Below are 25,131 nucleotides of genomic sequence, written 5' to 3'. Positions count from 1 at the left end.
TCAGACGCAAGAAACCGCCTGCGCGCGCTTTACGCCCAGTCATTCCGGACAACGCTTGCCCCCTACGTATTACCGCGGCTGCTGGCACGTAGTTAGCCGGGGCTTCCTTCTCTGGTACCGTCTCGCATAGAGCATTGCCTCTCCATGCCGCTCGTCCCAATTGACAGAGCTTTACAATCCGAAGACCGTCATCGCTCACACGGCGTTGCTCCGTCAGGCTTTCGCCCATTGCGGAAGATTCCCTACTGCTGCCTCCCGTAGGAGTCTGGGCCGTGTCTCAGTCCCAGTGTGGCCGGTCACCCTCTCAGGTCGGCTACGCATCGTCGCCTTGGTGGGCCGTTACCTCACCAACTAGCTAATGCGCCGCGGGCCCATCTCTTAGCAACGCCTTGCAGCGCCTTTCCTTCTCTCTTCATGCGAAGAAAGATCCCATTCGGGATTAGCACCCGTTTCCAGGCGTTATCCCCATCTAAAAGGTAGGTTACCCACGTGTTACTCACCCGTCCGCCGCTCATAGATCCGAAGATCTATCCGCTCGACTTGCATGTATTAGGCACGCCGCCAGCGTTCGTCCTGAGCCAGGATCAAACTCTTAATTCATGTCTACTACTTCTTTGCTCGCGTGTTTGTCTCTTGTTGCATTTAGTTTTCAAGGATCCACTTGCTTGCCTTCTTCGCGCCGCCGTTCGTGGCGACAGGTAGTAATATAACACAGTCCGTTTTAGAGAGTCAACCAAATTTCTGATTTTACTTTTCTGACTTTCGTACGTACATTTTCCCATCTTTTTTGCCACTATCACTTTCATATAAATGCTTTCTATTTCCGATACTGATTGTATCTCAGTTGGATGTCTGGTGTATTTATGTCTTCATATTATTGTCGCGTATTCCGACATCTAGCCTCACTATATCTGGTGCTCTCTTCGCAGATTTACTAGTGATTTCACAAAAATAACTGATAAAGTTTTGCATATCTTTTCACTTGTCAGGGCATTGCTATCTTTTGAATGACTCACTTTAACCATTTTTAGAGGTGGTTTCTTTCATGGTACCTATAAGTACCGTGTTTGCGTATGGGGCTTTAGCAGTGCTTACTACAGCATCTGCCGCTATTCATAGCGATACGCATCATACGCAATCACAGTGCATGGTTAGTGAATCACCAAGTATTCACAACGCCAGTAAAAAGCACGGCCAAGCTGAACCTCGCTTCTCTTTACATGTCCATACACAAGGTGTCCATAAGAGCGAAGCGCAAGGTCCTGCTCATGTATCAAATATTCAAGCAATCGAAGCAATGGCTGCTTTAAATCCTGTCCTCCCCACAGCCGAAGCACTCGGTCGACTCGCTGTAGTTCGAACGTATGATTGTAAGTTAACAGCTTACAGTGCAGGTTTCGAGTCAACGGGAAAAAATCCTGGAGATCCCGGATATGGGATAACAGCAACCGGTCGAGTAGCTAAACCACGGCACACCATAGCAGTAGATCCTACGTTGATTCCTCTTGGATCACTTGTGTATATTGATGGGATAGGGTATCGAGTAGCAGAAGATATTGGAGGTGCCATTAAGGGCCCTCACATCGACGTCTTTTTTATGGATGAAAATGACGCAAAGATATTTGGCGTGAAAAAACATGTTAAAGTGTATGTATTCGGACACAATCGCCAAAAAAATAAGGCGTAAATCTGCCTGGCGGAGCTTGTCCGCCAGGTTTTTATTCGTTGTTCTTCAAGTACTCCGTCACTTGATCAGCAAACTGATCGATATATGAAGCATGTTCAACAAACTTCAATACTTTAGCTGCATGTGCACTCTGATAATCTTGCATCAGCGTTCTTCGAAACTCTAACATCGGTAGCAATACTTCTGCTACATCAGATGTGATCACATGCTCATCGGACAAAATATCAATAATATCTGCATAACTTGCTGCATCACGCATCACAAGCGTATCAATTAGTAAGTTTCCGATATCCGCAATGCCTTCAATAGCAATATGTACAAGCCGCTCCATAGCTTTTTCCATCAGCGCATCATGCTCTTCACTCACTGGATCGACTAAAACAAATGCCACATTCATATACCCTGCTGTCTCATGAAGAACGTCTGTCAAGACAAATATCTTACTCTTCAAACTTTCAGTAACAAACATACCCGCCACCTCTTTCGAAGATCTTTTTTAACCATAGCTAGCGCCTGTAGTCTAGAGTATCATATATTTCCTCATCCTGCTTTTCACATGAAAATAGAACTTTGCCTTCGCTATATAGCGGTCATCTACGCAAATATGAACCACACGGTCACATTTTTTTGAAATTTGCAGAGAAAAAAGTAAATCAGGGCTTCACTTCGTTTTTGCATCGGGTATAATAAACATGAAAAGAGATGGATCAATGGATTAGTCCATCTTGTCGGAGCCAGCAAGGGGGATCGCGGTGAACCGTACAGTCATTCGCAAGAATGGGATCCCACTCTATGTCCAAGTGAAGGATAAGGTCATTTCCGACATTAGGGCTGGTATTTATCAATCCGGGGATAAATTGCCGACGGAGCGCGAGTTGTCTGCAATGATCGGAGTCAGTCGCAATACGATAAGTCAAGCGTATCACGAACTCGAACATGAAGGCGTCATTGCGTCTGCTCAAGGACGCGGCACTTTTGTCTGTGATCGCGATGATAAGGTGAGGTTAGGCAATCGTCGTGACCTTCTCCAAAAAGTCATTGATGTCGCTTTGGAAGAATGCCTCCAACTCGGCTTTACGCTTGATGACTTCCTACAGTTCGCATCTTCTCGCGCCAAAGAAAAGGCAACTTTGTTAGATCAATCACAAATTGTCTTTATCGAGTGCAACCGCGAACAAGTCGAGTATTTCTCTCGTAAACTGGAGTTTGGAGGTGTACACATCACTCCCGTCATCATCGATGAACTGCGCGATCAAGAACGGGATGCCTTACTACAAGTAGAGTCTGCAGACCTGATTATGACGACCTTTTTTCATTTTGAAGAGGTCCGTGAGTTGTTAGGCGATACAAGAAGCGTTCTTGCAGTATCTTTGGATCCAGAGTTAGAGACCATTGTAAAAATTGCACGTATTCCTGTGCATAGCGAAGTCGGGATTGTCTGCCGTAGCGAACGGTTTGCCGGAAAGATTCGCTCAGCACTTCGTCAAGCTGGATTAGATGGTTATATTTTGCGCATGACGACTACTTCTGATATGCAGGAATTATCTCAATTCGTCAAAGGTTTGCAAGCAGTGATTGTCTCACCAAGCCGTAAACGAGAAGTGGAAAAAGCGATTGCCTCACATCAATCCGTTATTGAATTTGTTTTTCGACCTGATGCAGCATCTGTGAATTTACTCCGTGCAGCTGTAGCAGATGTTCGCCGAAAACGGTGATCATTGCTCCTGCGCGTTACGCTAGAGGGAGTGACAATTTATGTTACATGAACTGTCCTGGAAAGTTGGAGGACAACAAGGCGAGGGTATTGATTCTACTGGTAAAACATTTTCAACCTCGTTGAATCGTATGGGATATTATATTTATTCTTATCGCCATTTTTCTTCACGCATTAAAGGTGGTCATACGAATGATAATGTTCGCGTTACGACTTCACCTAAAGCTGCAAGTGCTGATTACCTCGATATTCTTGTTGCATTTGATCAAGAAACCATCGACTTAAACGGCATGGAGCTTCGTGATGGCGGGGTCGTGATTGCGGACGCAAAATTTAATCCAAAATTATCTGATAAAATAACAGCGAATGTAAAACTCGTTGTCATGCCTTTTACAAAAATCGCCGAAGAACACGGTGCTGTCATCATGAAAAACATGGTCGCACTCGGCGCAACAGCTCGTCTAGTAGGATTAGATGTGAATTTTTGTACGCCAGTGCTGCAAAGTCGTTTTGGCCGTAAAAGCCAGAAAATTGTCGACCAAAACCTTGAAGCGATTCAAGCTGGATTTGACGCCATGGATGGTGAGGCGATTGATTTTGCGGCATTTAAACTTGTCCCACCTATTCCAGATAAGCATCTGTTTATGATCGGCAACGATGCCATTGCGTTTGGTGCACTGGCTGCAGGCGCACGTATTATGCCTGCTTATCCGATCACACCGGCATCTGACGTCATGGAGTATCTCATCAAAAAACTGCCGAAAGTTGGCGGAGTCGTCGTACAGACTGAAGATGAGATTGCTGCTTTAAACATGACGATTGGCGCAGCTTATGCGGGTGCGCGCACACTTACAGCGACATCCGGTCCTGGTCTATCACTCATGATGGAAGCCCTTGGACTAGCTGGTATGACAGAAACTCCCGTTGTGATTATTGACACACAACGCGGCGGACCAAGTACAGGTCTTCCTACCAAGCACGAACAAAGTGATATGTATGCCGTTCTATTTGGCAATCACGGTGAAATCGGAAAAATTGTTCTGACACCTTCGTCGGCTGAAGAGTGTTTTTACGCATCTGTAGATGCTTTCAACTATGCAGAAAAATATCAGTGTCCGGTTATTTTGATGACTGACTTAGCACTTTCCTTGGCCAGTCAATCTGTAGCGCCGTTTGACTATGACAAAGTCACGATTGATCGCGGACTTCTTGCGACGCAAGAGCAATTGGATCAAGTGCCAGCCGGTCAAATGTTTAAACGTTACGAGCGCACAGAGGACGGCATCTCACCTCGTGTCTTCCCAGGTCAACTCGGCGGGATTCACCATGTGACTGGCGTTGAGCACAGTGAGATTGGACGTCCTGATGAAGGTCCAAATAACCACGTGCTGATGATGAATAAACGCCTCAACAAGTTCGATGGCATCGAACTACCAAACAGCGTTTCTTATACCGGCGATAAAAATCCGGATGTACTATTGATTGGTGTAGGATCATCTATCGGCCCTATTGATGAGGCAGTGGATCGTCTGCGCAATCAAGGGATCAAAGTTGGCCATGCGCAAGTCAAAGTTCTATCACCCTTTCCACTCAAGACCATGACTTCGTATGTAAACAGTGCTAAACAAACCATTGTTATCGAAAGCAACGGTACAGGGCAACTCTTCCATCTCATGCAGTTCTTTGGACTCAATCACCCAGAGATGAAGAGTTATCTCAAATATGATGGCACGCCATTCTTAGCTAAAGAAATTGAAGCTCACGTGAAGGGATCGATGATCGCATGGCAACGGTAAAAGAATTTCGCAACAGTGTGAGACCTAACTGGTGCCCAGGTTGTGGAGATTTCGCTGTGCAAGCAGCGATGCAACGCGCACTTGGAAACTTAGATTTAGAGCCACAAAATGTCGCCATTATTTCGGGCATTGGTTGTTCTGGGCGGATTTCCGGCTATCTTAACGCCTATGGTTTTCACGGTGTTCATGGTCGCTCCCTTCCAGTAGCACAGGGTGTAAAACTGGCTAACCACGATTTAACTGTCCTTGCAGCTGGCGGCGACGGTGATGGGTTTGGTATTGGTCTTGGACATTTTATGCATGCTGCAAGACGCAACATGGACATTACTTATATCGTTATGGATAACTCTATCTACGGATTGACCAAAGGGCAGCATTCTCCTACAAGCGCTTTTGGCTTTAAAGCAAAAACAACGCCTGCAGGTAACATTGAAAACGCGATTAGCCCATTGCAGATCGCGTTAGCAGCTGGTATCAGTTTCTTAGCGCAAGGCTTCTCTCATGATGTCAACCAATTAACGCAAATCATCCAAGCAGGGATCGAACATAGAGGTTTTTCACTCATTAACGTCTTTAGTCCCTGTGTGACATACAATAAAGTTAATACCTACGAGTGGTATAAGGAACACGTCGTCAATTTAGAGCAGTTCCCTGACTACGATCCCACTAATCGCAACATGGCTATGCTAAAGGTAGCTGAAACGGATGGTCTATGTACTGGATTGATTTATAAAGACACCGTTAAAAAACCGTTGGATGCTTTGATTGAGGGTTACAAAGAAATGCCTATTGTTCATCAAGATATTCACATCGACCGCGACTTCTTTGAGAAAACCATGGAAGAATTCAACTAATTGTATTTTGCTTTCGCGAGCTGATGACGATTGGATTGCACATAAAAGGCGGAGGTTAACCCTCCGCCTTTTATGTGCAATCACTCCTGACAAGCATACTTAATTGGCGCTACTACCAATAAAACTATTTAAAATTTGAGTGGCACTACTTTGTTCAGAAGATGGCAGATATACATCCACGCGTACAGATCCACCAGAACTCAAATTCGCTTCGATCCCGCGATCTTGATATGGATTATTGGGATTCGATTGCGTATAGGATAGAATCTGATTCGGAACGATCCAGTGAACGGTACCAGTTGATTGCGCGTTATAGAAAGACTGCAAATTACGATCAGATGGCATAATCACTTCGCTAATCATCTGTGCAGAATCCGTTGGATTAGTCAACTTAATGCTTGTTCCACCACTTCCTAATGACATGGTTTGCATCTGCCAGCCAGTCGGTAGTAAAATAGACGAAATAGTAGAAGATACTGGAACAAAGCTACTGCCCGTACCTGTTTCACTAACAGCTACAGAAGACAGCGCCAATGACGTTGTCGTTGTGACAGAAGATGTCGTTGCTGTGTTGCTCTTTTTTGTTTTGTTCGTTACTGCAGTCTTAGAAGTTGTCTTACTGGTGGTCGTCTTTGCACTATTGCTTGCTGGTTGCGAAGAGCTACCAACATTTGATGGTTGAGCAATTGGTTGAGATACAGGACCACTGCCACCGCCACTCGTACCACAACCGCTTAACGCAATAGAAGATAGCGCTATAACCAAAAATGATAATTTCTTTATGTTTCTTGACATACCCATCACACCTTTTTGGAGAGATCATAGAATGAGAGCAACCACGCGTATTGCATTTGCCATATCGATTAGTATAGCATTTGGCACCATGATTTTTTTCACCGCAGTCGTTGCCCCGACTCTATTTGATGTTTTGCCTATTAATACAGCAGGCAAAGTATTGGATCAGTTGTTCCCTATTTACTATACACTTACTGCGATACTTTGTGTTATTGCATTTGTCACAGGTTTTGGGCTATATCAACAACCCACCCTAAAACGGGCACGTGTCATACAAAGTCTAGTAGGGCTTACAACTCTTTTAACATGGATTGGATGGCTGTACATCCTCCCAAGAATGCAAAGCCTCACAGCACGCATTCCTACCTTTGCAGGACCTAGTACTCCACTGATCGCACGTTTCTTTATGTACCATGGTATCTCCATGTTATTTAATTTAATAGGTATTGTTGCTATCTTGATTAGCTTAGCCATATGGTCTACTGGGGATCCTAGCACAAGGAACAAAAAACAAATCTAATGAGGTGTTCTCATGTCAGATCACTGGAAATCACTTACTCTTCGCGAGGATGCCAATTTATTAAAAAAAGAGATCTATACCTATCAAATTGGTGCCGACACGTTTGAAATTGAATTATTTGAAACGGTGCAAAGTGAATACTACGCGATAGGTACTCCAACAAACAGTGATTTGCTCTACATATTTGGCAGTGCTGTCGTAAAGGACCCTGCCCTTGCATTAGATCAAGCCATCAAAAAAATCAATCGTGAACATGATCAAACTGAAATACAATTTGTGGGGGAAGACGGTACTGATTTTTCTCTAGACTGAGAAAAGGATCTGCGTAAGCAGATCCTTTTAGGTCTTTGCATCATCATCAAAATCATACAAAAAACCATCTTTTATAACCGGTGGCAATTCGTAGATGCGATCCAAAACGGCTTGATACTGCTTGCGTTCTTCATCTGTCTGCGCGCGCATCACTGCACTATGCAACGCTTTTTGCACCGTATCCATCTCTTGTATCGACAATTTCATTGGCATTCATCTCTCCTTTCGTTAGCCCCCTATGGCTAACGAGCAGCAATGACACCAATTAAAATCCCCAATATCGAACCCATGAATACTTCGATGGGCTGATGACCTAGCATTTCTTTTAATTTTTCTTGATACTCTTCATTTCGTCCCATGGGAAGACGATCCATGTATTTACCGATCTCTTCCACCAATTTATTAATGACTATAGCTTGCTCTCCTGCATGCCGCCTGATTCCAGCAGCATCATACATGACAATAATTGCAAAAACTACAGCTGCCGCAAATAACATGGATCCCGTTCCCATACGAATAGCAATCACTGTCGATAAAGAAGACACTGCAGATGAGTGCGAACTTGGCATTCCACCTGTAGACATCATTTTAGATAATTCCCATTTGCGATTTGTCGCATAAAAAATGGGCACTTTAATTACTTGGGCTACGAGGATCGAAGCCAGCGCTGCCATCAAAGCTGGATTATGTGCAATGCCTCGTAGAAATGCAGTAAACCACACCAGTCGGCCCCTCCTTTTAGATGAACCACAGCAACCTCTTAGGGCTGAACAGCTTGTAACATAGTAACGTTATGCTTCTCCATCGTTTGATCGAAAAGCAAATATACACTCGCTTTCCCTACATCGCTAGGATAGACATAGGCAAAATAATATCCATGAGCATCTGCCATATCCTTTTCTGGAAATATCGTTTGAATCGCACCCACAGTGGCTCGATCAAATACGATACGTTTCTCTACATTCCCTTGGCGCACAAGTAGCCGATCATCTGTAGCATGGCCTCCTATATGCCCTTGATCGAAAAGCGTGCGTAGAAGTTGCAGTTGAAGACCATGCGGACACTGCGTATCCCACCATAATGTGCGTGGCCTCATCTTCTCACGAAGTAAATAATCTGCATGCAAGAGTGTCTCTACATTCACATCTAAACGTCCTTCGCGCAATAAAAATTGGCGCAGTCGATCGATGAGGTCTAACGGTTGGTGACCTATGCGAGACCACTCATTTTCATTCCACATAATACCAAATGATTGAAAGAAATCAAACGCTGATGTATACGAGTTCTTCATTAAATAATCGATTGTTAAAGGGAACCGTCCTGAATTATAGTATTTTTCTAAAATATCCTCCATGTACTTTAACTGTAATACATCCGAAAAAGACAAGCTTTTATTGGATAATAGTTCATAAGGTGCTGTCTCCATGTAAACATAACCAAATTGCTCAGCCATTTTACGTAGACCTGTACCTTTTAAAAGTTTTAGGAACCCGAGTTGCAGCTCATCAGGGCGCAGTGCAAATACATCATCAAATGTCTTACGAAACGTCTGATAATCTTCTTCTGGCAATCCAGCAATCAAATCTAGATGCTGCAAAATGCGTCCGGATGCCTTAATGTTTCTCACCGTCGTCGAAAGACGTGTAAAGTCTTGCCTGCGTTGCACCAGATCATTGGTTACATCATTGGTCGATTGTACGCCAATCTCAAATCGAAAAAGGCCAGCTGGAGCATGGTCGCACAACCATTGTACAACATCTGACCGTAAGATGTCCCCCGTAATCTCAAAATGAAACGTAGTCTCACCAGGTGTTTGAATGAGATGCTCAAATATGTTGAGCGCATAATCTTTACGCAAATTGAACGTGCGATCGACAAACTTGATCTGCCGGACACCCGCGCGTATTAAATGATCTAACTCATCGATCACCCGTTGCAGACTGAAATAGCGTACTCCATCCTCAATGGACGATAAACAAAATTGACAATGAAATGGGCACCCTCTGCTTGCTTCAAAATAAACAATCCGTTGATGTAATTCAGCCATCCTATCGTCAGGATACGGCGTAGGAATCTCATCCAGTTGGATTTTTTCTTGGATGCCCGTTCGTCTGATCACACATTGCTCGTCTCGATAATACACCCCACGTACATGGCACCACTCTGATCGATCACCTACTACTGCCAATAGTTCGCGTAAAGGTTTTTCTCCTTCTCCGACAACAACGACGTCAACTGCAAGATTTTCTTCCATAAATGCGTTCGTTTCATAAGACACTTCTGGTCCCCCAAGAACGATAATCGTACCTGGTAGGACCTTTTTAATCAATGGCACTAGTTGCCTTATTTCTTCGATGTTCCATATATAACAGCTTAGCCCGACCACATCTGGTTTACTTTTATAGATTTGCCCCAGTATGTGCAACATCGGGTCATGGATTGTAAACTCCTCCATGATGACTTCATGCGCATCTGCCACATAGGCACGAAGATATCTAAGCGCAAGAGACGAGTGAACAAACTTTGCATTCAATGTCGTCAAAAACACTCTCGCCATCTTGATCTCACCTCGCAAAAACAGTATGGCCAATACATGAAATAATGACACAGTGCCCAACAGATAACCATATGCTAGCAGAGAGAGGAGGCATACGATCCATGGTTACAGTAACCCCATTGGTTGTCGAAAACTGTCCGTGTGTTGCAACTACAGTCACGCTCCCCAAAACTCAACTCGTCGTTATATCAACAGACATCGGTTATATCATGTGCGGTGCACTAGATGTTGAATTGCTCAATACTCGTCTCAAGGATCGTCACATTATCGCTGCGCGAGCAGTCGGTGTGAAAACAGTTGAGGAACTACTGGCAGCCCCACTAGAATCAGTCACCGATGAAGCAAAACTACTTGGCATCACGGTAGGTATGATCGGTAGAGAAGCTATTTATAAAATGTATCATCACAAAGAAGGCAACATGATCCAATAAGCAGCAACGATGAGCATACAAGGTGGAGACATCACGCGGGCGATATAGTTTTTCTAACGCCCGCGTGATGTCTCCTTAGCGAGTTCGCATATCATCTAATTGAATCGCACGCGTGTGCACCGTATGTTTCCAAATCCGGTTTCTGCGCGTAAATAACGCAATCGACGTGACAGGAAACCAGGTAAACATAAATATCGGGAAAAGCGGCAAGCCTAGATATGCTTTCCAGGGAGTGCGATCTAAGATCATAGCTAAGGGCATTTGAAATAAAATAAAAAGATTGATGGTCGCCCAAAACCAAGTAGGGAGCAACTCAGTTGCCATGTTAACTGTCCACGCTGCCGGGGCACCGAGTTGAAACATCAACATAAAGCCTGTGAAAAATAAAATCAAAAAACGCATAGGTTGAAACAGATAAATAGCTGCGTCCAATTTTGCTAAACTTTTTTGTGCAATACTTGCGGATAGTAGTGGTACCATGTACTGCTGTGCGCAATTGAAATGTCCTTGCATCCAACGTAACCGCTGACGCATCGACGCGCGCAAGGACATCGGCTTTTCATCGTATACCCGCGCATCATGTGCCCACACAGGGTACACTCCTACCGACACGCACTTGGCACCAAACTCCACATCTTCAGTAAGACCAGTAGCTTCCCACCCCAAACGTTGCAGAAGTTCCATATCAATACAAAGACCTGTGCCTCCAAGTGCACATGATAAGCCTAGATTGTACCGTGCTAACTGCCACATTCTATTCGTATACCAATACGATATAGCCATCGAGATGGTTACCCATGTATCATAAGGATTCTTAATATCTAAATAGCCCTGAATCACTTGTTTGCCAGCCATTAATCGATCATTCATCACGCGCAAAAAATTAGTAGCAACTAGATTGTCCGCATCAAACATGACGACTGCGTCATACTTTTGATCAGATTCATACAAACGATCTAACATCCATCGAATAGCATATCCTTTACCGCGTTCTTGATCATCCGTTCTCTGTGCTACATGTACCCCACAAGATTTTGCAATCTCAGCCGTATGATCTGTGCAGTTATCTGCAATGACATAAACATCGTACAAGTGTGTCGGATACTCCATCCGCTCCAAATTTTCCAATAAAGGACGAATCACTTGTGCTTCGTTATGTGCAGCAACTAGAACTGCAAATCGTTTTTGCGGTTCAAACTCAATCTTCCGCTTACGATAGTACAGTCCAAACACGGATAAGATTACTTGGTAGGCACCGATGAGTCCGGTAACCGCCTGCAGGGCAATGAACGCTCCATCTAGCACTGCGCTCCAGAAACCCAATCGAAGTCTCCCCCATTGCATCTTGACATTCAGAGCATAAAAGCCCTCTTTACTATAGCATGTATGCAAATCACAGGACAAGTAGACTGATCATCTTACACCCTGTATACTTACCTATGTAAAATCAGCAACTTAACTAGAAAGGGGTATCCCATGCACGGCCTTTCCCTCTTCCTTGAACAGATAATTCGTCATTATGGTGTTCTAGCTATCTTTCTTACGATGATCCTAGAAAGCGCATGTATTCCTCTACCCAGTGAATTAATTATGACATTTGCAGGATTTGAGGCATGGCAAGGCAATATCAGTTTTACAGCAGCCGTTTTTGCAGGCGTAATCGGCAATGTTGTCGGATCACTAATTGCTTACTATGTAGGGAGCGTTGGAGGTCGTCCGCTATTATCACGATATGGTAAGTATATCCTTTTTTCTGAAAAACATTTTCATTCTGCTGAATATTGGTTTGCAAAGTATGGTGCCATCACCGTACTCATTGGACGCCTCTTACCAGCCATTCGTACATTTATCTCTTTACCAGCAGGGATTGCTAACATGAAGATGGGTAAGTTCCTTTTGTTTACTACGATCGGAAGTGCGCCTTGGGTCTATCTATTGACGCTTCTCGGGTATCAGCTAGGAGGGCATTGGTCAAGCATCGATCAGCACACATCTGCACTCTCGTATCTATTTGCAGCTTTATTACTTGTACTGATTGCATTCTTTTGGTGGAGGAATCGTCCAGCGGCACATCGCCGTAACGACACCCACTGACACGTGCACGCGCTGGCAGCAAAAAGGTGAGTTCTCAAGAGAACTCACCTTTTTGCTTATGAACAACTACCTGGTGTTCCTTGATTATCCTTCGTATGGAAGCTTGAACCGCATCCACAACTTGACACTGCATTTGGATTCACGATCTTAAACCCCTTACCAGATAGCCCATCGACATAATCAATTTCTGAGCCATCGATGAACGGAAGACTTGCCTCATCCACCAATAAAGGCACACCTTCTTGCAATAAGAGTAAATCTGATTCTTTTTTCATATCAAGCGCCATCCCATAACTAAAACCAGAACATCCACCCGGTTTCACAAAGATACGCAAACCCATATCTTCCTCTTTGTCAGAAAGAAGATCCTTGACTACACTTGCTGCTTCCATAGTTAGTGTTACCATAGTCGACTCCCCCTTGCATTACTATCTTTATATTACATCGCCGCACTGAAGAGTTCCACTGTTTCCTCGTGAACAAATACACACGCTGTCGTTCACAATATACAAACCTCCCTCAAAGAGCGACAGAGTCGTTTTATTGAGAGAGGTTTGTATATGCTCTTACATCATCTTCTTCACATCTTCAAGCACTTTTGCGGCGTGCCCTTCTACCTTTACCTTAGGGTAAATATGAGCGATCTTCCCAGACGCATCGATTATGAATGTCGTCCGTTCAATACCCATATAGGACTTACCGTACATTTTCTTTTCTTTGTATACTCCGTACGCTTCACACACTATAGCGTCTGGATCAGACACCAGCGGATATGTAAAGCTGTACTTTTGGGAAAACTTCTCATGCGATTCCATACTGTCTGTGCTAATCCCTAGCACTACGGCACCAAGTTCCGTAAACTCCGGTAGGAGCGACTGAAACTCATTGGCCTCTTGCGTTCAACCAGGTGTTAAATCTTTAGGGTAAAAAAACAATACAACAGGATGGCCCTTTTGTGCACTTAATTGAATCGTTTGACCTCCTGTTGCATCGAGTGTAAAATCCGGTGCAACTTGTCCAACTTGAATCTCCATATGGTTCCTCCTTTTGATCGTCCGATCATCTAGAGTATACCGAATTTATTTGGAAATCACCTGCACTTTGACATTTTCCATTCCAAATTGATCGGCTTGACTCGCCGTAGGTAGAAAAATGTCAATTCTATTCCCTACGATAGCTCCACCTTCATCATTGGCTGTGGCATAAAATCCACCACTCGGCAGTGCAGAATCGGAATATCCGCTAATAAATAATTTTGAACCAAGCGGAATCACAGAAGGATCAACTGCTACATCGCCGAATTGCAAAGGTTGTCCAAAATAATTTACAGCGCCCCACGGTCCGTTGCTCGCAGCTGATGCATCATAGGAAGTAGCGAGCATGGTGATGGTTGTAGGTGTAGCTGCTGATGGTTGTTGTTGTGCTTGTTGTGCTTGTGGTGCTGTAGCCGATGCTTGTGCAACTGGTGCAGTTGCCTCTACCTTTGCTTGTGCAACTGCTACAGGTGCAGATTCATTCTGTGGAGCTGTCACGGTTTGCGGCGTTGCTTGTACAACAGCAGAGCTTGTGCTATTTGTTGCCTGATTCGCAGGGAATGTTTGCTTACTTCCTGTTGCGATAAGTAAGGACTGACCAGGATAAATCTGATTTGAGTTCAGGCCATTTAATTGTTTTATTGATGCTACACTCGTATCATAACGATTTGCGATATACCACAAACTGTCACCTGCATCTACTAGATAAAGTAACGGCATTGCCATCACTTCTCCAGGATAAATCACACTACTATTTGTCAGGTCATTGACCGCTTCAAAGTTTTGCAGGCTCACTTGCGATTGGGCTGCAATTGAGTAAGGAGAATCATTTGGCTTTACTATATAAGGACCTATAGGTACCGTTGCAGCAAAGGCACTTACACTTGAACCCAATAATAATCCAGCGCTCAACAGCGCTACAGTCGTCTTTTTTACTGCAGAAATTTTGAAGTGTATACCCATAAAGGCCTCCTTGGCTTCCGGAGTTAGCTGACGGGTTCGGGCGAAGGTTGCCCGCTCACAATCGTAAGTTCACCCCAAAGCACTCGGTTCCTCCGTACGCATGTTTGCATGCGATTCAGCTTGTGATGCCGTAAACTATACAGGACACGACAGCGCTCTGCCTAGGCGTAAATCATTCCATGGTAAAAACTATCATCTCTTAACTACACGAACAGTGGCAATCGTAGGATCATCTGGCCCCTGAACGGGAAGTCCAGCACGCAAATTTTCTTCAATATATTCTACGTTATCCACAGTAACCACTTCACCTGGCAATAACACTGGAATCCCAGGAGGATACACTTTAATCACGTCAGCGATGATTCTGCCAATCGAATCTTGCAACCGCACTACTTCCGTATCCGCATAAAAGGCATCGCGTGGATTCATAGCTAGTACTGGAGTGGATGGAACAACGATATTAATTTTATGATGATGCTGTAATAATTCTCGTTTTGCAATCTCTTGGATGGCTGTAATGAGCGAATCAATATTGCTCTTTGTATCGCCAAAGGAGATGACACACAGCACATTATATAAATCGGATAATTCAACCTCAATATTATAGGTTTCTCGAAGAATGACTTCGACTTCAAATCCTGATAATCCAATATCCGCCACGCGAATCGTCAATTTTAATGGATCAAACGCAAAGGTAGCCGATGATTGTAGGATCTCTTTTCCAAAGCAATAGATGCCCGGAATCTGATTCAATCGCTCTCTCGCATCCTGCGCTATAGTCATCGCCCGATCTAGCATTTCGCGCCCATGCATGGCTAGTTGGCGTCTGGCTGCGTCTAAAGAGGCCAACAGAATATAGGACGTAGAAGTAGTTGTTAGCAGGGATAGGATAGAATGCACATGTCTTGCTCGAACGAGCCCTTCACGCACATTTAAAACGGAGCTCTGTGTCAATGATCCCCCTAGCTTATGAACACTAGTAGCCGCAAGGTCACATCCTGACTCCATGGCTGACGGTGGGAGTAATTCGTGAAAATGGGTGTGTACCCCGTGTGCTTCATCTACTAAAACAACAACGCCTCGTTCATGTGCAATCTCAGCAATCGCGCGCAAGTCCGTCGCCACGCCAAAATAGGTGGGATTGATCAGTAAAACTGCTTTCACATGTGGATGGCGCTGTAATCCCTCCACTACCGATTCCACTCTTACGCCGTGAGCAATACCTAGTTGCAAATCAACTTCAGGTTGTAAAAAATAGGGCCGTGCTCCAGAGAGAATAATGGCAGACAATACAGAAGTATGAATATTGCGTGGAACTAGAATCTCATCTCCAGGCCCAACGACAGCCATAATCATGGCCATAATCGCGCCACTTGTGCCCTGAACTGAAAAAAAAGTAGCATCGGCTCCAAATGCTTTTGCTGCCAACTTTTGTGCTTGATCGATAATCCCCGTTGGATGATGCAAATCATCCAACGGCCCAATATTGATCAGATCAATACTAAGCGCGCGGTCCCCTAAAAATTCGCGAAATTCCGGATCCATCGCTATCCCCGTTTTATGTCCCGGGATGTGGAATTGAATAGGATGACGCTCAGCATGTGCGCGCAATGCTGAAAAAAGAGGTGTTTGTGACTGATCTGACAAGTTGTACACATCCTTACTCTTGCGCAAAAGAGGACTCCTCTGAGAATGCCGATAAAAATACGTCAGAGGCATGTTCATATAAGTCGGGCCTAAATTCACGCACAAATTTTTGTAATAACTTATATTCGCTAGGTTCTAAACTCGTAATATCCACTTTACCCTTCACTGCTTTTTCCATTTGGTTAACCTGTACAGCTAGGTTCTTGTAACCGCTAGCTGATTCTTCGTCCACGAAGTAATCACAACTTGCCACTCCATTAAACCCTTGACCTTTAGGTCCCCGGTATAACGTCAACCAGACAATCACCACTTTTCTCGCATGTGGTACGTCCTCTCGTTGAGTTACATAGCGTATTCCCTGGTCAATTTTAGCCTTTCCGTGGATAGCTCCATTATCCAAATAAATATCACCGCGGTCGATGATGAGTGAAGATAGCGTAGATAGTCCTTCTGGTGCACGATGCTGGTTAGTACCAGTTAATCTAATCTCTTCCATCCATAAACCCACCTTTTATCATCTGTACACTTCACGATACTCACTATTTTACCTACAATTCGAGATTTCACAAGCCAAGATGCATGATCTGAGTACGACAGGGAATGAATATTTGAAGAAAGTTGAATCGTTACAGCTCTGGAGGTGCAATCACCTGTGTATAGACTTGGTTCTCTAGCGCATTTAGTTTCACTTGTAATTGTTCTTAGCGGTTCACTGGCCGCAGCATTATTGCCTACTCATACCGTAAAAGCACAAACATTTATCGTAGGTTCTGCAGGATTTCCTAGCACGATTCGCGTTGCCATACGAGAAAACAATGCATCGGGTGAACCGGATCCGCGCGGTCGTATTATTTATGTGTCAACAGTCAATTTCGACCAATACTGTCGCGATGTTCTCCCCAACGAATGGTTCCCTAATTGGAGCCAATCTTCCTTAGAGTCTGGTGCCATTGCAGTAAAGATGTTCGCCTGGTTTCACCATCTTCATCCTGTTACCATCGACGGATTTACCTTTGACGTCGATAATACGGTCAACTTCCAGACTTATCGCTCTCAATCTGATCAACCACCGACAGACCAAGCGTATTATGCAACACGCAATCTGGCATTTGTCAATCCTGACAAAAGCATCATTGAGTTAAATTATCGAGCAGGGTATGAAAATAACCCCAATTGGCAGTATAGAAATGCAGGCATTATGTCGCAGTGGGGATCACAATATTGGGCTGCTCAGGGCAGAACCCCGTTGCAAATATTGGAATTTTATTATGCTGGAAAAATGATCACGACAATCCCAGGAGTGGGAAGGAGTTAATCTCGTGAAAAAGAAAGTCTCACCTAAAACTGTGATACGTACAGTCGTTGCCACCACGTTGCTCTCTCTTTTTTTACTGCCTACCAGTCTATGCTTTGCTGCCGACACAACTACCCAAAGTCCTCCGCAAAATCGTTATGATCCTTCCATACGAGGAAAATCATACGGCAATCTTCGCGTCAAAGTCATTGACGGAAGAACGCTAAAACCGATTGAAGGAGCCGAAGTGGTTGTACTTGAAACGGAAAAGCGTTATAAAACAGGAGCAAATGGCCTTACTCCATGGATCCAAGCACCAGTGATTCGCAGTGCTCGGTACCGTTTTTTAGTCAATGAACTTCATGGACAACTCACGTTAATTTCATATAAAAATGGCTATAGAGATTCGATCCATATGGGAGTTCGTATGAACGAAGGAGCCGTTACAAAAACTACAATTTGGCAGTATGCCATTACTCCACATCTCGACCGCAGAATCGAGCCTGTTGTGTATATTGAACCCTACCATCGACTTTGGTTAATCGAACTTGCCGATCGCTTTCGCAGGCCATCACAGCTTGGTGAAGGATATGAGCGCCCATAGTCATAGGTGTATCTATAAAAAGAGGCCCTGCAAATATACGCATGTCCTCTTTAATATGATAACATAAGAGCCTAAAGAGACTAGGTTTTAGGGGCCGGGTAGAGATGATAAGAATAGAAAGATTTGCGAGAGTACGTAACATGGTGATGATCCTTTTTATCACCATGTCCATGACGACAGGATGCGGTACACTTTCGACATCTACGTCTGTCCATATGGAGAATAGTCACCAAACACCTCCTGCATCTCTTTCAACAGCTAGTCTGTCTTTTCACGCTCAAACTGTCCACGCAAACCTATCACCAGATTTACCTTCAACGATTCAATCTTTATCGCGAAATACTTTGCAACTCGCACCGAGTAACACAACTGGTCAAATCCAAGTAAATCACAGCGTATACCAATTGACTCTACCACCACAATCAAAATTGATGTATTTACTAGGTGACGACGGGATTATATGGACGGTACAAGCAGTCGGTCATTCGCAGCCAACCAACCAGTTCGTTGGTTCTCTGAACTTTACACCTTATGTAGATAACACGATGGAGGAGCGTGCCTTACCAAAGATCACATCACCCTTATTGGATGGCAACACGTTGCTTTTTCGTGCACCTACATCGCGAAGTAATGCTAGTACCACAACAGGAGCTATTACTTTATATCAAGATGATACAGCTATTCTGTTTTCTTATCAGATGATGATTTCTGGGCAAACAGCTACTCAATTTGCCGCTCTACCCGAGGGAGATAAAACGGTCCAACTGCTTGGGCAGTACATCGACCATTTACAAAAGCCAGAGATTGTGCCCATTACAAATGGAGTGATCTATGGTCGCTTTGACAACATTGACTCTCCACAAAGTCATGTATGGATTTATCGCAACTTTATCACAGACTCATTTGCACTAATTCATACACGCTTTACTCCACAGGCTTTTTATTCAAATGAAACCACAGCCGCCATTGTCGCTGGATCGGACATGTTTTGGATTACAACTAAAGGCCAAGTCACACAACAATTTACTCCGCCATTGCCAAGCAGTAGCGTATTTCAACCTGCACTAGCAGAACTGACACTCCCACAGCTCTACATGCCATCACTCGCATTTCAGTCATTAACGACCTCTGAGATGAACATGATGTTGTCTGCTATTAGCCCCACTTCTTACGTCTATAGATGGAATGAAAAAGAACCAAATACCACAATAGAAGTGCTGGTAAGCGATAAAGCTACATCAACACACCACTTTATCATGTCTGTTGAAAAAAAAGATTCTAATAGCCTGTTATTGCCCACAAAAAATTTGATCCCTCATCCACCCCATCGAATCCCGGCATTTTTAGGACATCAAATCGTGTTAGCGTCTATGGTACTAACGTCCCAACAGGGACCTGAGGTCGAATGGCTAGCATCAGCACCTGGTATTACAGGTCAAAGTAAGCAAGGGTCCAATCGTACCCCCATCTGGTTTGCTTCATTTACTGTTCATAACTGGACGTATATACTCGGGCCTTTTTGCAGTCCAGCCAATACGCTTCAGACAACTCAACTATCACAATTTATTACTACAACGATAAAAAATCCATTACCTACTCTCTCAGGTCATGGATTCATGGCTATTCAATTGCAAACGAATCAAACCGCATGCACCTTTGCCAAAAGCATGGTGGAATTCCAACCTACTACAGATCTCTTCGTGCGTATCACAGGACATGGCCTCTCTGCTGCACAGCAGTTGCCGTTTTGGACAGTAACTCCACCATTTTAATGGATGGTGCACACACCATTGAAACGATATCCATATAACCATTCAGTTCATACTAAAAGCTTCACTTTACTCCTACGATAATTACTCATCTTGTTCTGTTGCAGTCACTTCTGGTGGTAGTTCATCTGTTTCTCCCCGCAATAATGCAATTTCATGCTTATACAATCCACCTGGAGTTTCTAAAATAAGGGGAATATCTCGTAAAGCCTCATGATGAACAATATAGCGCAACGCATCTAACCCGATAGAACCCCGACCAATATTGGCATGACGATCCTTATGAGACTTAAAGGGTGTCTTAGAATCGTTAATATGCGCAACTTTTAGACGATCCAATCCGATGATCTGATCAAACTCCTTTAAAAATCCATCAAAGTCATTGACAATGTCATACCCGGCACTATAGTTATGACAAGTATCAATACACACGCCCATTTTTTCTTTCTGATCAACGCGAGCTATAATTTCTGCGATTTCTTCTAACCGATTACCCACCTTAGACCCATCGCCCGCCATGGTTTCTAGACATAAAAAAAGAGACTCATCTCCTTTTAAAATTGCATTTAATCCCTCTGCAATCCGCTCAATACCTTTTTCTTGGCCAGTTCCCACATGACTCCCAGGGTGCATAACAATATAGCGAAAACCTAAATATTGAACGCGTTGTATTTCTTCCGTTAGTACCATCGTCCCATACTCAAATGTTTCCTCTTTTGGACTCGCCAAATTGACAAGATATGATAAGTGGACAACTGGATCACTAAGATGATGTTCAGCCATCATTCCAAGGGCTTCATCGCGATTCATTTGTTCGATCGGTCGAGCTGATCCACCCCGATTGCTACGTGTATAAATCATATAGGTATCAGAATGATAGGATATCGATTCCTCTACAGCATGCAGTAATCCCGTTTTTGCAATCGATACATTGGCTCCTAACTTCATAAAACTCATCCTTTCGTGCCACATCTTTATTGATAATATGCCCTATAGTGTAGCACATCTTCTGTATAGGAAGCGATTGAACAGCACGATATAAAAAGGCACCCATGGATTGGGTGCCTTTTTATATCGTGCATTGTTCGTATGAATTGTTGGACTACAAATCAAAGTACATTTGAAACTCATGTGGATGTGGCCGAATCGCAAGTGGGCGCACCTCTGTAGCACGCTTAAATTCGATCCACGTCTCAATAAAGTCGCGATCAAATACGCCACCTTCGAGCAAAAATTCATGATCAGCCTCAAGTGCTCCTAATACTTCTTCAAGAGAACCAGGTACACTGCGAATCTTTTGCTTTTCTTTGGACGATAATTCATAAATGTTTTTATCTACTGGTCCATAACCATGTGCTGTAGGATCAATTTCATTGCGAATACCATCTAATCCAGCTAACAACATCGCTGCAAATGCCAAATATGGATTGGCAGTAGCATCAGGTGTCCGAAACTCAATCCGCGCAGACTTTGGAGTGACAGCTGCAATAGGTACCCGTACTGCGGCACTGCGGTTTCCCTTTGAAAATACTAGGTTCACTGGAGCTTCAAACCCTGGAACTAACCGTTTAAAAGAGTTCGTGCTCGGTGTAGCGAAAGCTAACAGTGCTGGTGCATGATGCAAGATCCCACCAATGTAATGAAGCGCTATTTTACTCATGTTACCATAGCTGCCTTCTTCAAAAAACAATGGTTTATCACCTGCAAAAATACTTTGATGCACATGCATTCCAGATCCATTGTCACCAAAAACAGGCTTTGGCATGAATGTAGCCACTTTGCCATAACGTTTTGAAACGTTGCGTACAATGTATTTGTATAGTAGCACTGTATCTGCAACATTCGTTAAGGTATCAAAGCGGAAGTTAATCTCAGCCTGACCACCAGAAGCAACTTCGTGATGGTGTCGCTCTACTCGAATCCCTGCATTCATCAGCTCTAACACGATCTCTGTACGCAGATCATGCTGACTATCTGTAGGTTGTACGGGAAAGTAACCGCCCTTATTTTTCACTTTATATCCTAAATTTGATCCCGTGTCTTTACCTGTATTCCAGTTTGCTTCTTCAGAGTCCACATGATAAAACGCTCCTTCTTGTGACGATGCAAACCGCACATCATCAAAAACGAAAAACTCCAACTCTGGTCCAAAATACGCTGCAGTTCCTACTCCACTCTTCTGTAAAAAAGCTTCAGCCTTTTGTGCAATAAACCGTGGATCGCGATTGTATCTAGCGCCGTTTGGCTCATACACATCACACACTAAATCTAGTGTTGGAACAGCAGTAAACGCGTCTATATAGGCTGAATCAAGATCAGGACGCATGACCATGTCGCTCTCTTCAATCCCACGAAAACCTTGAATACTCGACCCATCAAATGCAATACCATCATTCAACATATCTTCATCAATCTCAGCGGCAGGAATCGTGACATGATGTTGCCGACCAGGTAAATCAACAATCCTAAAGTCTACCATTTTAATATTCTTATCTTGAATAAGAGTTAAAATTTCTGAAGCAGTCACGTGTCCAACCCCCACATTAAATGTAAACTACTTGTTGGTAGTATACGCTAGGCAATGAAGAAACGTCAATATCAAATGTGAGATTAGTTGACGCGTAACAAGATTTTCTAATCAAACCGAAGAGTTCTTCTGCGTAATGACACACTCAATACGATCCCAATGCTAAGAAAGTTAACAACCAAAGATGATCCACCATAACTTACAAAGGGCAATGTAATCCCAGTAGCTGGACTTAATACTAAATTCATGCCTATATTCTCGAAAATCTGAAAGGCAAACATCCCTATCGATCCTGCTATAACATAAGCGCCAAAATCGTCCAGTGAGCTAGTCGCTACTTTGACCATGCGAAATAACATGATCAGAAATAACATAATGAGCACACTTGATCCAACAAATCCAAGCTGCTCTGCAATCGCAGAAAAGATGAAGTCAGTCCACTGAAATGGAATCCAGCTCCCGTTTGTTTGTGAGCCATGCAATAATCCCGTACCAAAAACTCCACCAGATCCAACTGCTATCTCCGCTTCTAAAACCTGATAGCCCGCACCTCTTGGATTAGCAGTAGGATTAATAAAAGAAATCAAACGCTGTGTTTGATAAGTGTGCAAAATGTGCTGGTGCTCTAGCAGTTGGATAGTCTGCGTAGAAAATGGACCTACTGCTAACATAAAAGCCATTAAAAAAGCAATCGATCCTGTAACTAGTGTGCGCAAATGTTTCTTTTGGACATAGACAAGTAACATAGAAAACAAGATGGCCAACATAACCAGCGCTTGTCCCAATGCAGGCTCCTTTAATGTCAAGGCAAACGGGACAGCAAATGCACCAATAATAGGGAGCAATGCTTTAAAAGAGTAATCCGGATATTCGCGCTCATTCATACGACTCATATAATCAGCAGTCCATAGAATAAGAGCAACTTTAGCTAATTCAGATGGTTGAAAACTCAATCCAGCAGGAAGGGAAATCCAACTATGCGCTCCATTTACTCGATGAAATGCAAAAACTGCAAGCAAAAGAAAAACTGCGATCCCATAGAACCACCAATGCCATTTTGCTAATGATTTATAATCAACAAACATCATGATAAACATCACGATATACCCTAAAATTTCCCACGCAATTTGCCTCAATAAAATGTGTGGAGGTATGCCTAGCAAAGCATTTCCAGTAGCTGGGTCGGCTTTTCCATAGGTGGATGTGTATACTGCTATACAACTTATGACTGAAATACAAATCATCACAAAGATTAAAGGATAGTCCAAATCTCGAATATTGCGTTTAACGATTGACTCCACTGCCGTGCCTCCATACTAATGTGTTGTATTTTTATCATCGCACGAGTCACTCATTTGCGCAATGTCAGTGTTATTACGATTTCTGGCGATTAACCATGGTTTTAACTAGTATGAGCCCTAAAAACCCGCTAAGGGCCATCACCGCCAAAATCCATGCAGCTTCTGTCATCGTTAGTCTACCTGTAATTCCAGCAATTTGCGGTCCTGCAAAACGCCCTAACGTGATAAACACAGTGACCCACACACAAACGCCAAGGTAAGACGGAAAAGCAAATTTTCCATAAGGTATCCCACTTAGTCCAGCTACGATCGCTGTCACATGACGAACACCAGGAATAAAAAAACCACCAAACAATGTTACCGCCCCATATTTTTCAAAATATTGTTCAACTCGTATCAGTAGTTTTTCTGTGATGTGGATATAGCGTCCATAGCGCACCACAAGCGGTCTCCCAATAAAGACGCCTAATGCATAACTTAAGGTAATGCCTAAGAGGCCACCCAAAATCCCAAAAAATAGAGACGGAAAATACAACAAGCTTCCTTTATAAACAAAATAACCAACTGCTGTTAAAATAGTCTCATCAGGCAATGGAAGACCTACAATACCCAGAATCAATATAGCTGTCAACCCGATGTACCCATAGTGATGAATGAACCCGACTAACTCTCCACCAGAAATTCTACTCACCTCGCAATACGTATAACACACATCCTCCGCACAAGCCTCTACCATTTCGACAATACATACATACCGTATAGCAAAGGAGGCGACAATACACGATGATCAGGAGACAACATCTACACCAATATATTGGGCAACCTGTGCTTGTTCACACAACTATGGGCACTTATCGTGGACACTTGCATAGCATTACGAACTCGCATATCCATTTGCACGGCCACCGTCTGGTGTCTGCAACTCATCAAGATCAACCTTGGAATACTACCCTTTCCGAACTGCCAACCAAGGACATAGAGCTCGTCTATTTCCCAGGTGCTGCACTGGCACTGCCGATCGCAGCTATCGTTGGCGTCACAGCACTTGGCTTAGGTGCGATGAGCGGGTGGTAAGATAGACTATCTTTAGTATAATCGAATGCCTCATGATAGACTATGCGGTCTAATGACAATTCAGTAACTCCTTGTCCGCACATGCAAAGGAGGTGTGTTCCCCAGTAAAAACCAAGTTAATTTCCTTGAATTTTAACGACATAGAAGCAGGAGCTTCC

27 protein-coding genes, 1 rRNA gene and 1 riboswitch are annotated in these 25,131 nt (G+C 43.6%); of the genes, 12 read left to right on the top strand and 16 right to left on the bottom strand.

Annotated elements, in window-relative coordinates; translation table 11 throughout:
* A 16S ribosomal RNA gene (locus MM817_RS06250) occupies nt 1-600 on the bottom strand; the annotation flags it as partial.
* A gap of 445 nt (nt 601-1,045) precedes the next feature.
* On the opposite strand from MM817_RS06250, the gene MM817_RS06245 reads away from it, so the two are divergent.
* Entirely contained in the window at nt 1,046-1,687 is a 642-nt protein-coding gene (locus tag MM817_RS06245; RefSeq protein WP_241712669.1) for a 3D domain-containing protein, read from the top strand.
* A gap of 31 nt (nt 1,688-1,718) precedes the next feature.
* Here the strand turns inward: MM817_RS06245 and MM817_RS06240 are convergent, their stop codons facing one another.
* Nucleotides 1,719-2,156, bottom strand: a complete 438-nt coding sequence (locus tag MM817_RS06240) for a DUF86 domain-containing protein (protein WP_241712667.1) — start codon at nt 2,154-2,156, stop codon at nt 1,719-1,721.
* 283 nt (nt 2,157-2,439) lie between these two features.
* On the opposite strand from MM817_RS06240, the gene MM817_RS06235 reads away from it, so the two are divergent.
* From MM817_RS06235 to MM817_RS06225, 3 genes are read left to right on the top strand one after another with little or no spacing between them, the layout of a single operon-like run.
* Nucleotides 2,440-3,402, top strand: coding sequence for a GntR family transcriptional regulator (locus MM817_RS06235; protein ID WP_241712665.1), 963 nt, complete (start codon nt 2,440-2,442; stop codon nt 3,400-3,402).
* Between the two features lie 40 nt (nt 3,403-3,442).
* Nucleotides 3,443-5,197: a 2-oxoacid:acceptor oxidoreductase subunit alpha gene (locus tag MM817_RS06230; RefSeq protein WP_241712655.1), complete on the top strand. Its 1,755-nt coding sequence runs from the start codon at nt 3,443-3,445 to the stop codon at nt 5,195-5,197.
* Complete coding sequence (locus tag MM817_RS06225) at nt 5,185-6,051, top strand: 2-oxoacid:ferredoxin oxidoreductase subunit beta (RefSeq protein ID WP_241712653.1); 867 nt, start codon at nt 5,185-5,187, stop codon at nt 6,049-6,051. Before MM817_RS06230 ends, MM817_RS06225 begins: the two co-directional genes overlap by 13 nt.
* A 99-nt stretch (nt 6,052-6,150) precedes the next feature.
* On the opposite strand, the gene MM817_RS06220 is transcribed toward MM817_RS06225, so the two are convergent.
* Entirely contained in the window at nt 6,151-6,846 is a 696-nt protein-coding gene (locus MM817_RS06220) for a hypothetical protein (RefSeq protein WP_241712652.1), read from the bottom strand.
* 31 nt (nt 6,847-6,877) lie between these two features.
* Between MM817_RS06220 and MM817_RS06215 the strand changes: the two genes are divergently transcribed.
* Both MM817_RS06215 and MM817_RS06210 read left to right on the top strand, forming a co-directional pair.
* Entirely contained in the window at nt 6,878-7,366 is a 489-nt protein-coding gene (locus MM817_RS06215; RefSeq protein WP_241712650.1) for a DUF4149 domain-containing protein, read from the top strand.
* Nucleotides 7,367-7,378: 12 nt separating this feature from the next.
* Nucleotides 7,379-7,678, top strand: coding sequence for a hypothetical protein (locus tag MM817_RS06210; RefSeq protein WP_241712648.1), 300 nt, complete (start codon nt 7,379-7,381; stop codon nt 7,676-7,678).
* A gap of 27 nt (nt 7,679-7,705) precedes the next feature.
* On the opposite strand, the gene MM817_RS06205 is transcribed toward MM817_RS06210, so the two are convergent.
* Genes MM817_RS06205 through MM817_RS06195 form a run of 3 tightly spaced genes read right to left on the bottom strand, consistent with a single transcriptional unit; the run spans nt 7,706 to nt 10,235 of the window.
* Nucleotides 7,706-7,885 carry a hypothetical protein gene (locus tag MM817_RS06205; protein ID WP_241712646.1) on the bottom strand — a complete coding sequence of 60 codons (180 nt, stop codon included), beginning with the start codon at nt 7,883-7,885 and terminating at the stop codon, nt 7,706-7,708.
* A 35-nt stretch (nt 7,886-7,920) separates the two neighbouring features.
* Nucleotides 7,921-8,400 carry a divergent PAP2 family protein gene (locus MM817_RS06200; protein ID WP_336605154.1) on the bottom strand — a complete coding sequence of 160 codons (480 nt, stop codon included), beginning with the start codon at nt 8,398-8,400 and terminating at the stop codon, nt 7,921-7,923.
* 38 nt (nt 8,401-8,438) lie between these two features.
* Nucleotides 8,439-10,235 (bottom strand): B12-binding domain-containing radical SAM protein, encoded by a 1,797-nt coding sequence (locus MM817_RS06195; RefSeq protein ID WP_241712644.1) that lies wholly within the window; start codon nt 10,233-10,235, stop codon nt 8,439-8,441.
* A gap of 101 nt (nt 10,236-10,336) precedes the next feature.
* Between MM817_RS06195 and MM817_RS06190 the strand changes: the two genes are divergently transcribed.
* Entirely contained in the window at nt 10,337-10,666 is a 330-nt protein-coding gene (locus tag MM817_RS06190) for a YunC family protein (protein WP_241712642.1), read from the top strand.
* Between the two features lie 75 nt (nt 10,667-10,741).
* Here MM817_RS06190 and MM817_RS06185 read toward each other — a convergent pair whose 3' ends face one another.
* On the bottom strand, nt 10,742-12,010 hold the full coding sequence (locus tag MM817_RS06185; RefSeq protein ID WP_419723372.1) for a glycosyltransferase family 2 protein: 1,269 nt from the start codon (nt 12,008-12,010) through the stop codon (nt 10,742-10,744).
* A 132-nt stretch (nt 12,011-12,142) separates the two neighbouring features.
* Between MM817_RS06185 and MM817_RS06180 the strand changes: the two genes are divergently transcribed.
* A complete protein-coding gene (locus MM817_RS06180) occupies nt 12,143-12,760 on the top strand; it encodes a DedA family protein (RefSeq protein WP_241712629.1) in 618 nt (205 codons plus the stop codon).
* A 56-nt stretch (nt 12,761-12,816) separates the two neighbouring features.
* Here MM817_RS06180 and MM817_RS06175 read toward each other — a convergent pair whose 3' ends face one another.
* The 5 genes from MM817_RS06175 to MM817_RS06155 form a co-directional block, all read right to left on the bottom strand.
* Nucleotides 12,817-13,167 carry a HesB/IscA family protein gene (locus MM817_RS06175; RefSeq protein WP_241712627.1) on the bottom strand — a complete coding sequence of 117 codons (351 nt, stop codon included), beginning with the start codon at nt 13,165-13,167 and terminating at the stop codon, nt 12,817-12,819.
* 159 nt (nt 13,168-13,326) lie between these two features.
* A complete protein-coding gene (gene bcp / locus MM817_RS06170; protein ID WP_241712626.1) occupies nt 13,327-13,794 on the bottom strand; it encodes a thioredoxin-dependent thiol peroxidase in 468 nt (155 codons plus the stop codon).
* 45 nt (nt 13,795-13,839) lie between these two features.
* Entirely contained in the window at nt 13,840-14,757 is a 918-nt protein-coding gene (locus MM817_RS06165; protein ID WP_241712623.1) for a LysM peptidoglycan-binding domain-containing protein, read from the bottom strand.
* A gap of 1 nt (nt 14,758) precedes the next feature.
* A riboswitch (cyclic di-AMP (ydaO/yuaA leader) is annotated at nt 14,759-14,888 on the bottom strand.
* Between the two features lie 61 nt (nt 14,889-14,949).
* Nucleotides 14,950-16,413 carry an aminotransferase class I/II-fold pyridoxal phosphate-dependent enzyme gene (locus MM817_RS06160; RefSeq protein WP_241712705.1) on the bottom strand — a complete coding sequence of 488 codons (1,464 nt, stop codon included), beginning with the start codon at nt 16,411-16,413 and terminating at the stop codon, nt 14,950-14,952.
* 4 nt (nt 16,414-16,417) lie between these two features.
* Nucleotides 16,418-16,900 carry a YwhD family protein gene (locus tag MM817_RS06155; protein ID WP_241712622.1) on the bottom strand — a complete coding sequence of 161 codons (483 nt, stop codon included), beginning with the start codon at nt 16,898-16,900 and terminating at the stop codon, nt 16,418-16,420.
* Nucleotides 16,901-17,056: 156 nt separating this feature from the next.
* On the opposite strand from MM817_RS06155, the gene MM817_RS06150 reads away from it, so the two are divergent.
* The 3 genes from MM817_RS06150 (at nt 17,057) to MM817_RS06140 (ending at nt 20,074) form a co-directional block, all read left to right on the top strand.
* Entirely contained in the window at nt 17,057-17,719 is a 663-nt protein-coding gene (locus MM817_RS06150; protein ID WP_241712620.1) for a SpoIID/LytB domain-containing protein, read from the top strand.
* A 4-nt stretch (nt 17,720-17,723) separates the two neighbouring features.
* Complete coding sequence (locus tag MM817_RS06145) at nt 17,724-18,302, top strand: hypothetical protein (protein WP_241712619.1); 579 nt, start codon at nt 17,724-17,726, stop codon at nt 18,300-18,302.
* Nucleotides 18,303-18,406: 104 nt separating this feature from the next.
* Entirely contained in the window at nt 18,407-20,074 is a 1,668-nt protein-coding gene (locus tag MM817_RS06140; RefSeq protein WP_241712617.1) for a hypothetical protein, read from the top strand.
* Nucleotides 20,075-20,155: 81 nt separating this feature from the next.
* Here the strand turns inward: MM817_RS06140 and MM817_RS06135 are convergent, their stop codons facing one another.
* The 4 genes from MM817_RS06135 to MM817_RS06120 form a co-directional block, all read right to left on the bottom strand.
* Nucleotides 20,156-21,019 carry a deoxyribonuclease IV gene (locus MM817_RS06135; RefSeq protein WP_241712607.1) on the bottom strand — a complete coding sequence of 288 codons (864 nt, stop codon included), beginning with the start codon at nt 21,017-21,019 and terminating at the stop codon, nt 20,156-20,158.
* Between the two features lie 154 nt (nt 21,020-21,173).
* Entirely contained in the window at nt 21,174-22,598 is a 1,425-nt protein-coding gene (glnA, locus tag MM817_RS06130; RefSeq protein ID WP_336605153.1) for a type I glutamate--ammonia ligase, read from the bottom strand.
* A gap of 107 nt (nt 22,599-22,705) precedes the next feature.
* Complete coding sequence (locus tag MM817_RS06125; RefSeq protein WP_241712605.1) at nt 22,706-23,899, bottom strand: FtsW/RodA/SpoVE family cell cycle protein; 1,194 nt, start codon at nt 23,897-23,899, stop codon at nt 22,706-22,708.
* A 73-nt stretch (nt 23,900-23,972) separates the two neighbouring features.
* Complete coding sequence (locus MM817_RS06120; RefSeq protein WP_241712603.1) at nt 23,973-24,590, bottom strand: DedA family protein; 618 nt, start codon at nt 24,588-24,590, stop codon at nt 23,973-23,975.
* Nucleotides 24,591-24,682: 92 nt separating this feature from the next.
* Between MM817_RS06120 and MM817_RS06115 the strand changes: the two genes are divergently transcribed.
* Nucleotides 24,683-24,973, top strand: coding sequence for a C-type lectin-like domain-containing protein (locus MM817_RS06115; protein WP_241712601.1), 291 nt, complete (start codon nt 24,683-24,685; stop codon nt 24,971-24,973).
* The last annotated feature ends 158 nt before the right edge of the window (nt 24,974-25,131 follow it).

The organism is Sulfoacidibacillus ferrooxidans, assembly GCF_022606465.1.
Lineage (GTDB): Bacteria > Bacillota > Bacilli > Alicyclobacillales > SLC66 > Sulfoacidibacillus > Sulfoacidibacillus ferrooxidans.
The sequence above is the reverse complement of the archived record's forward strand: the minus strand, read 5'-3'. Positions and strand labels throughout refer to the sequence as shown.

Bases quoted from the DNA above. Each gene is read 5' to 3' on its own strand.
- MM817_RS06155 (WP_241712622.1), bottom strand. From the start codon at position 16,900: ATGGAAGAGATTAGATTAACTGGTACTAACCAGCATCGTGCACCAGAA.
- MM817_RS06205 (WP_241712646.1), bottom strand. From the start codon at position 7,885: ATGAAATTGTCGATACAAGAGATGGATACGGTGCAAAAAGCGTTGCAT.
- MM817_RS06225 (WP_241712653.1), top strand. From the start codon at position 5,185: ATGGCAACGGTAAAAGAATTTCGCAACAGTGTGAGACCTAACTGGTGC.
- MM817_RS06115 (WP_241712601.1), top strand. From the start codon at position 24,683: ATGATCAGGAGACAACATCTACACCAATATATTGGGCAACCTGTGCTT.
- MM817_RS06135 (WP_241712607.1), bottom strand. From the start codon at position 21,019: ATGAAGTTAGGAGCCAATGTATCGATTGCAAAAACGGGATTACTGCAT.
- MM817_RS06210 (WP_241712648.1), top strand. From the start codon at position 7,379: ATGTCAGATCACTGGAAATCACTTACTCTTCGCGAGGATGCCAATTTA.
- MM817_RS06230 (WP_241712655.1), top strand. From the start codon at position 3,443: ATGTTACATGAACTGTCCTGGAAAGTTGGAGGACAACAAGGCGAGGGT.
- MM817_RS06240 (WP_241712667.1), bottom strand. From the start codon at position 2,156: ATGTTTGTTACTGAAAGTTTGAAGAGTAAGATATTTGTCTTGACAGAC.
- MM817_RS06215 (WP_241712650.1), top strand. From the start codon at position 6,878: ATGAGAGCAACCACGCGTATTGCATTTGCCATATCGATTAGTATAGCA.
- MM817_RS06180 (WP_241712629.1), top strand. From the start codon at position 12,143: ATGCACGGCCTTTCCCTCTTCCTTGAACAGATAATTCGTCATTATGGT.
- MM817_RS06165 (WP_241712623.1), bottom strand. From the start codon at position 14,757: ATGGGTATACACTTCAAAATTTCTGCAGTAAAAAAGACGACTGTAGCG.
- MM817_RS06185 (WP_419723372.1), bottom strand. From the start codon at position 12,010: ATGCAATGGGGGAGACTTCGATTGGGTTTCTGGAGCGCAGTGCTAGAT.
- MM817_RS06220 (WP_241712652.1), bottom strand. From the start codon at position 6,846: ATGTCAAGAAACATAAAGAAATTATCATTTTTGGTTATAGCGCTATCT.
- MM817_RS06195 (WP_241712644.1), bottom strand. From the start codon at position 10,235: ATGGCGAGAGTGTTTTTGACGACATTGAATGCAAAGTTTGTTCACTCG.
- MM817_RS06190 (WP_241712642.1), top strand. From the start codon at position 10,337: ATGGTTACAGTAACCCCATTGGTTGTCGAAAACTGTCCGTGTGTTGCA.
- MM817_RS06140 (WP_241712617.1), top strand. From the start codon at position 18,407: ATGATAAGAATAGAAAGATTTGCGAGAGTACGTAACATGGTGATGATC.
- MM817_RS06245 (WP_241712669.1), top strand. From the start codon at position 1,046: ATGGTACCTATAAGTACCGTGTTTGCGTATGGGGCTTTAGCAGTGCTT.
- MM817_RS06175 (WP_241712627.1), bottom strand. From the start codon at position 13,167: ATGGTAACACTAACTATGGAAGCAGCAAGTGTAGTCAAGGATCTTCTT.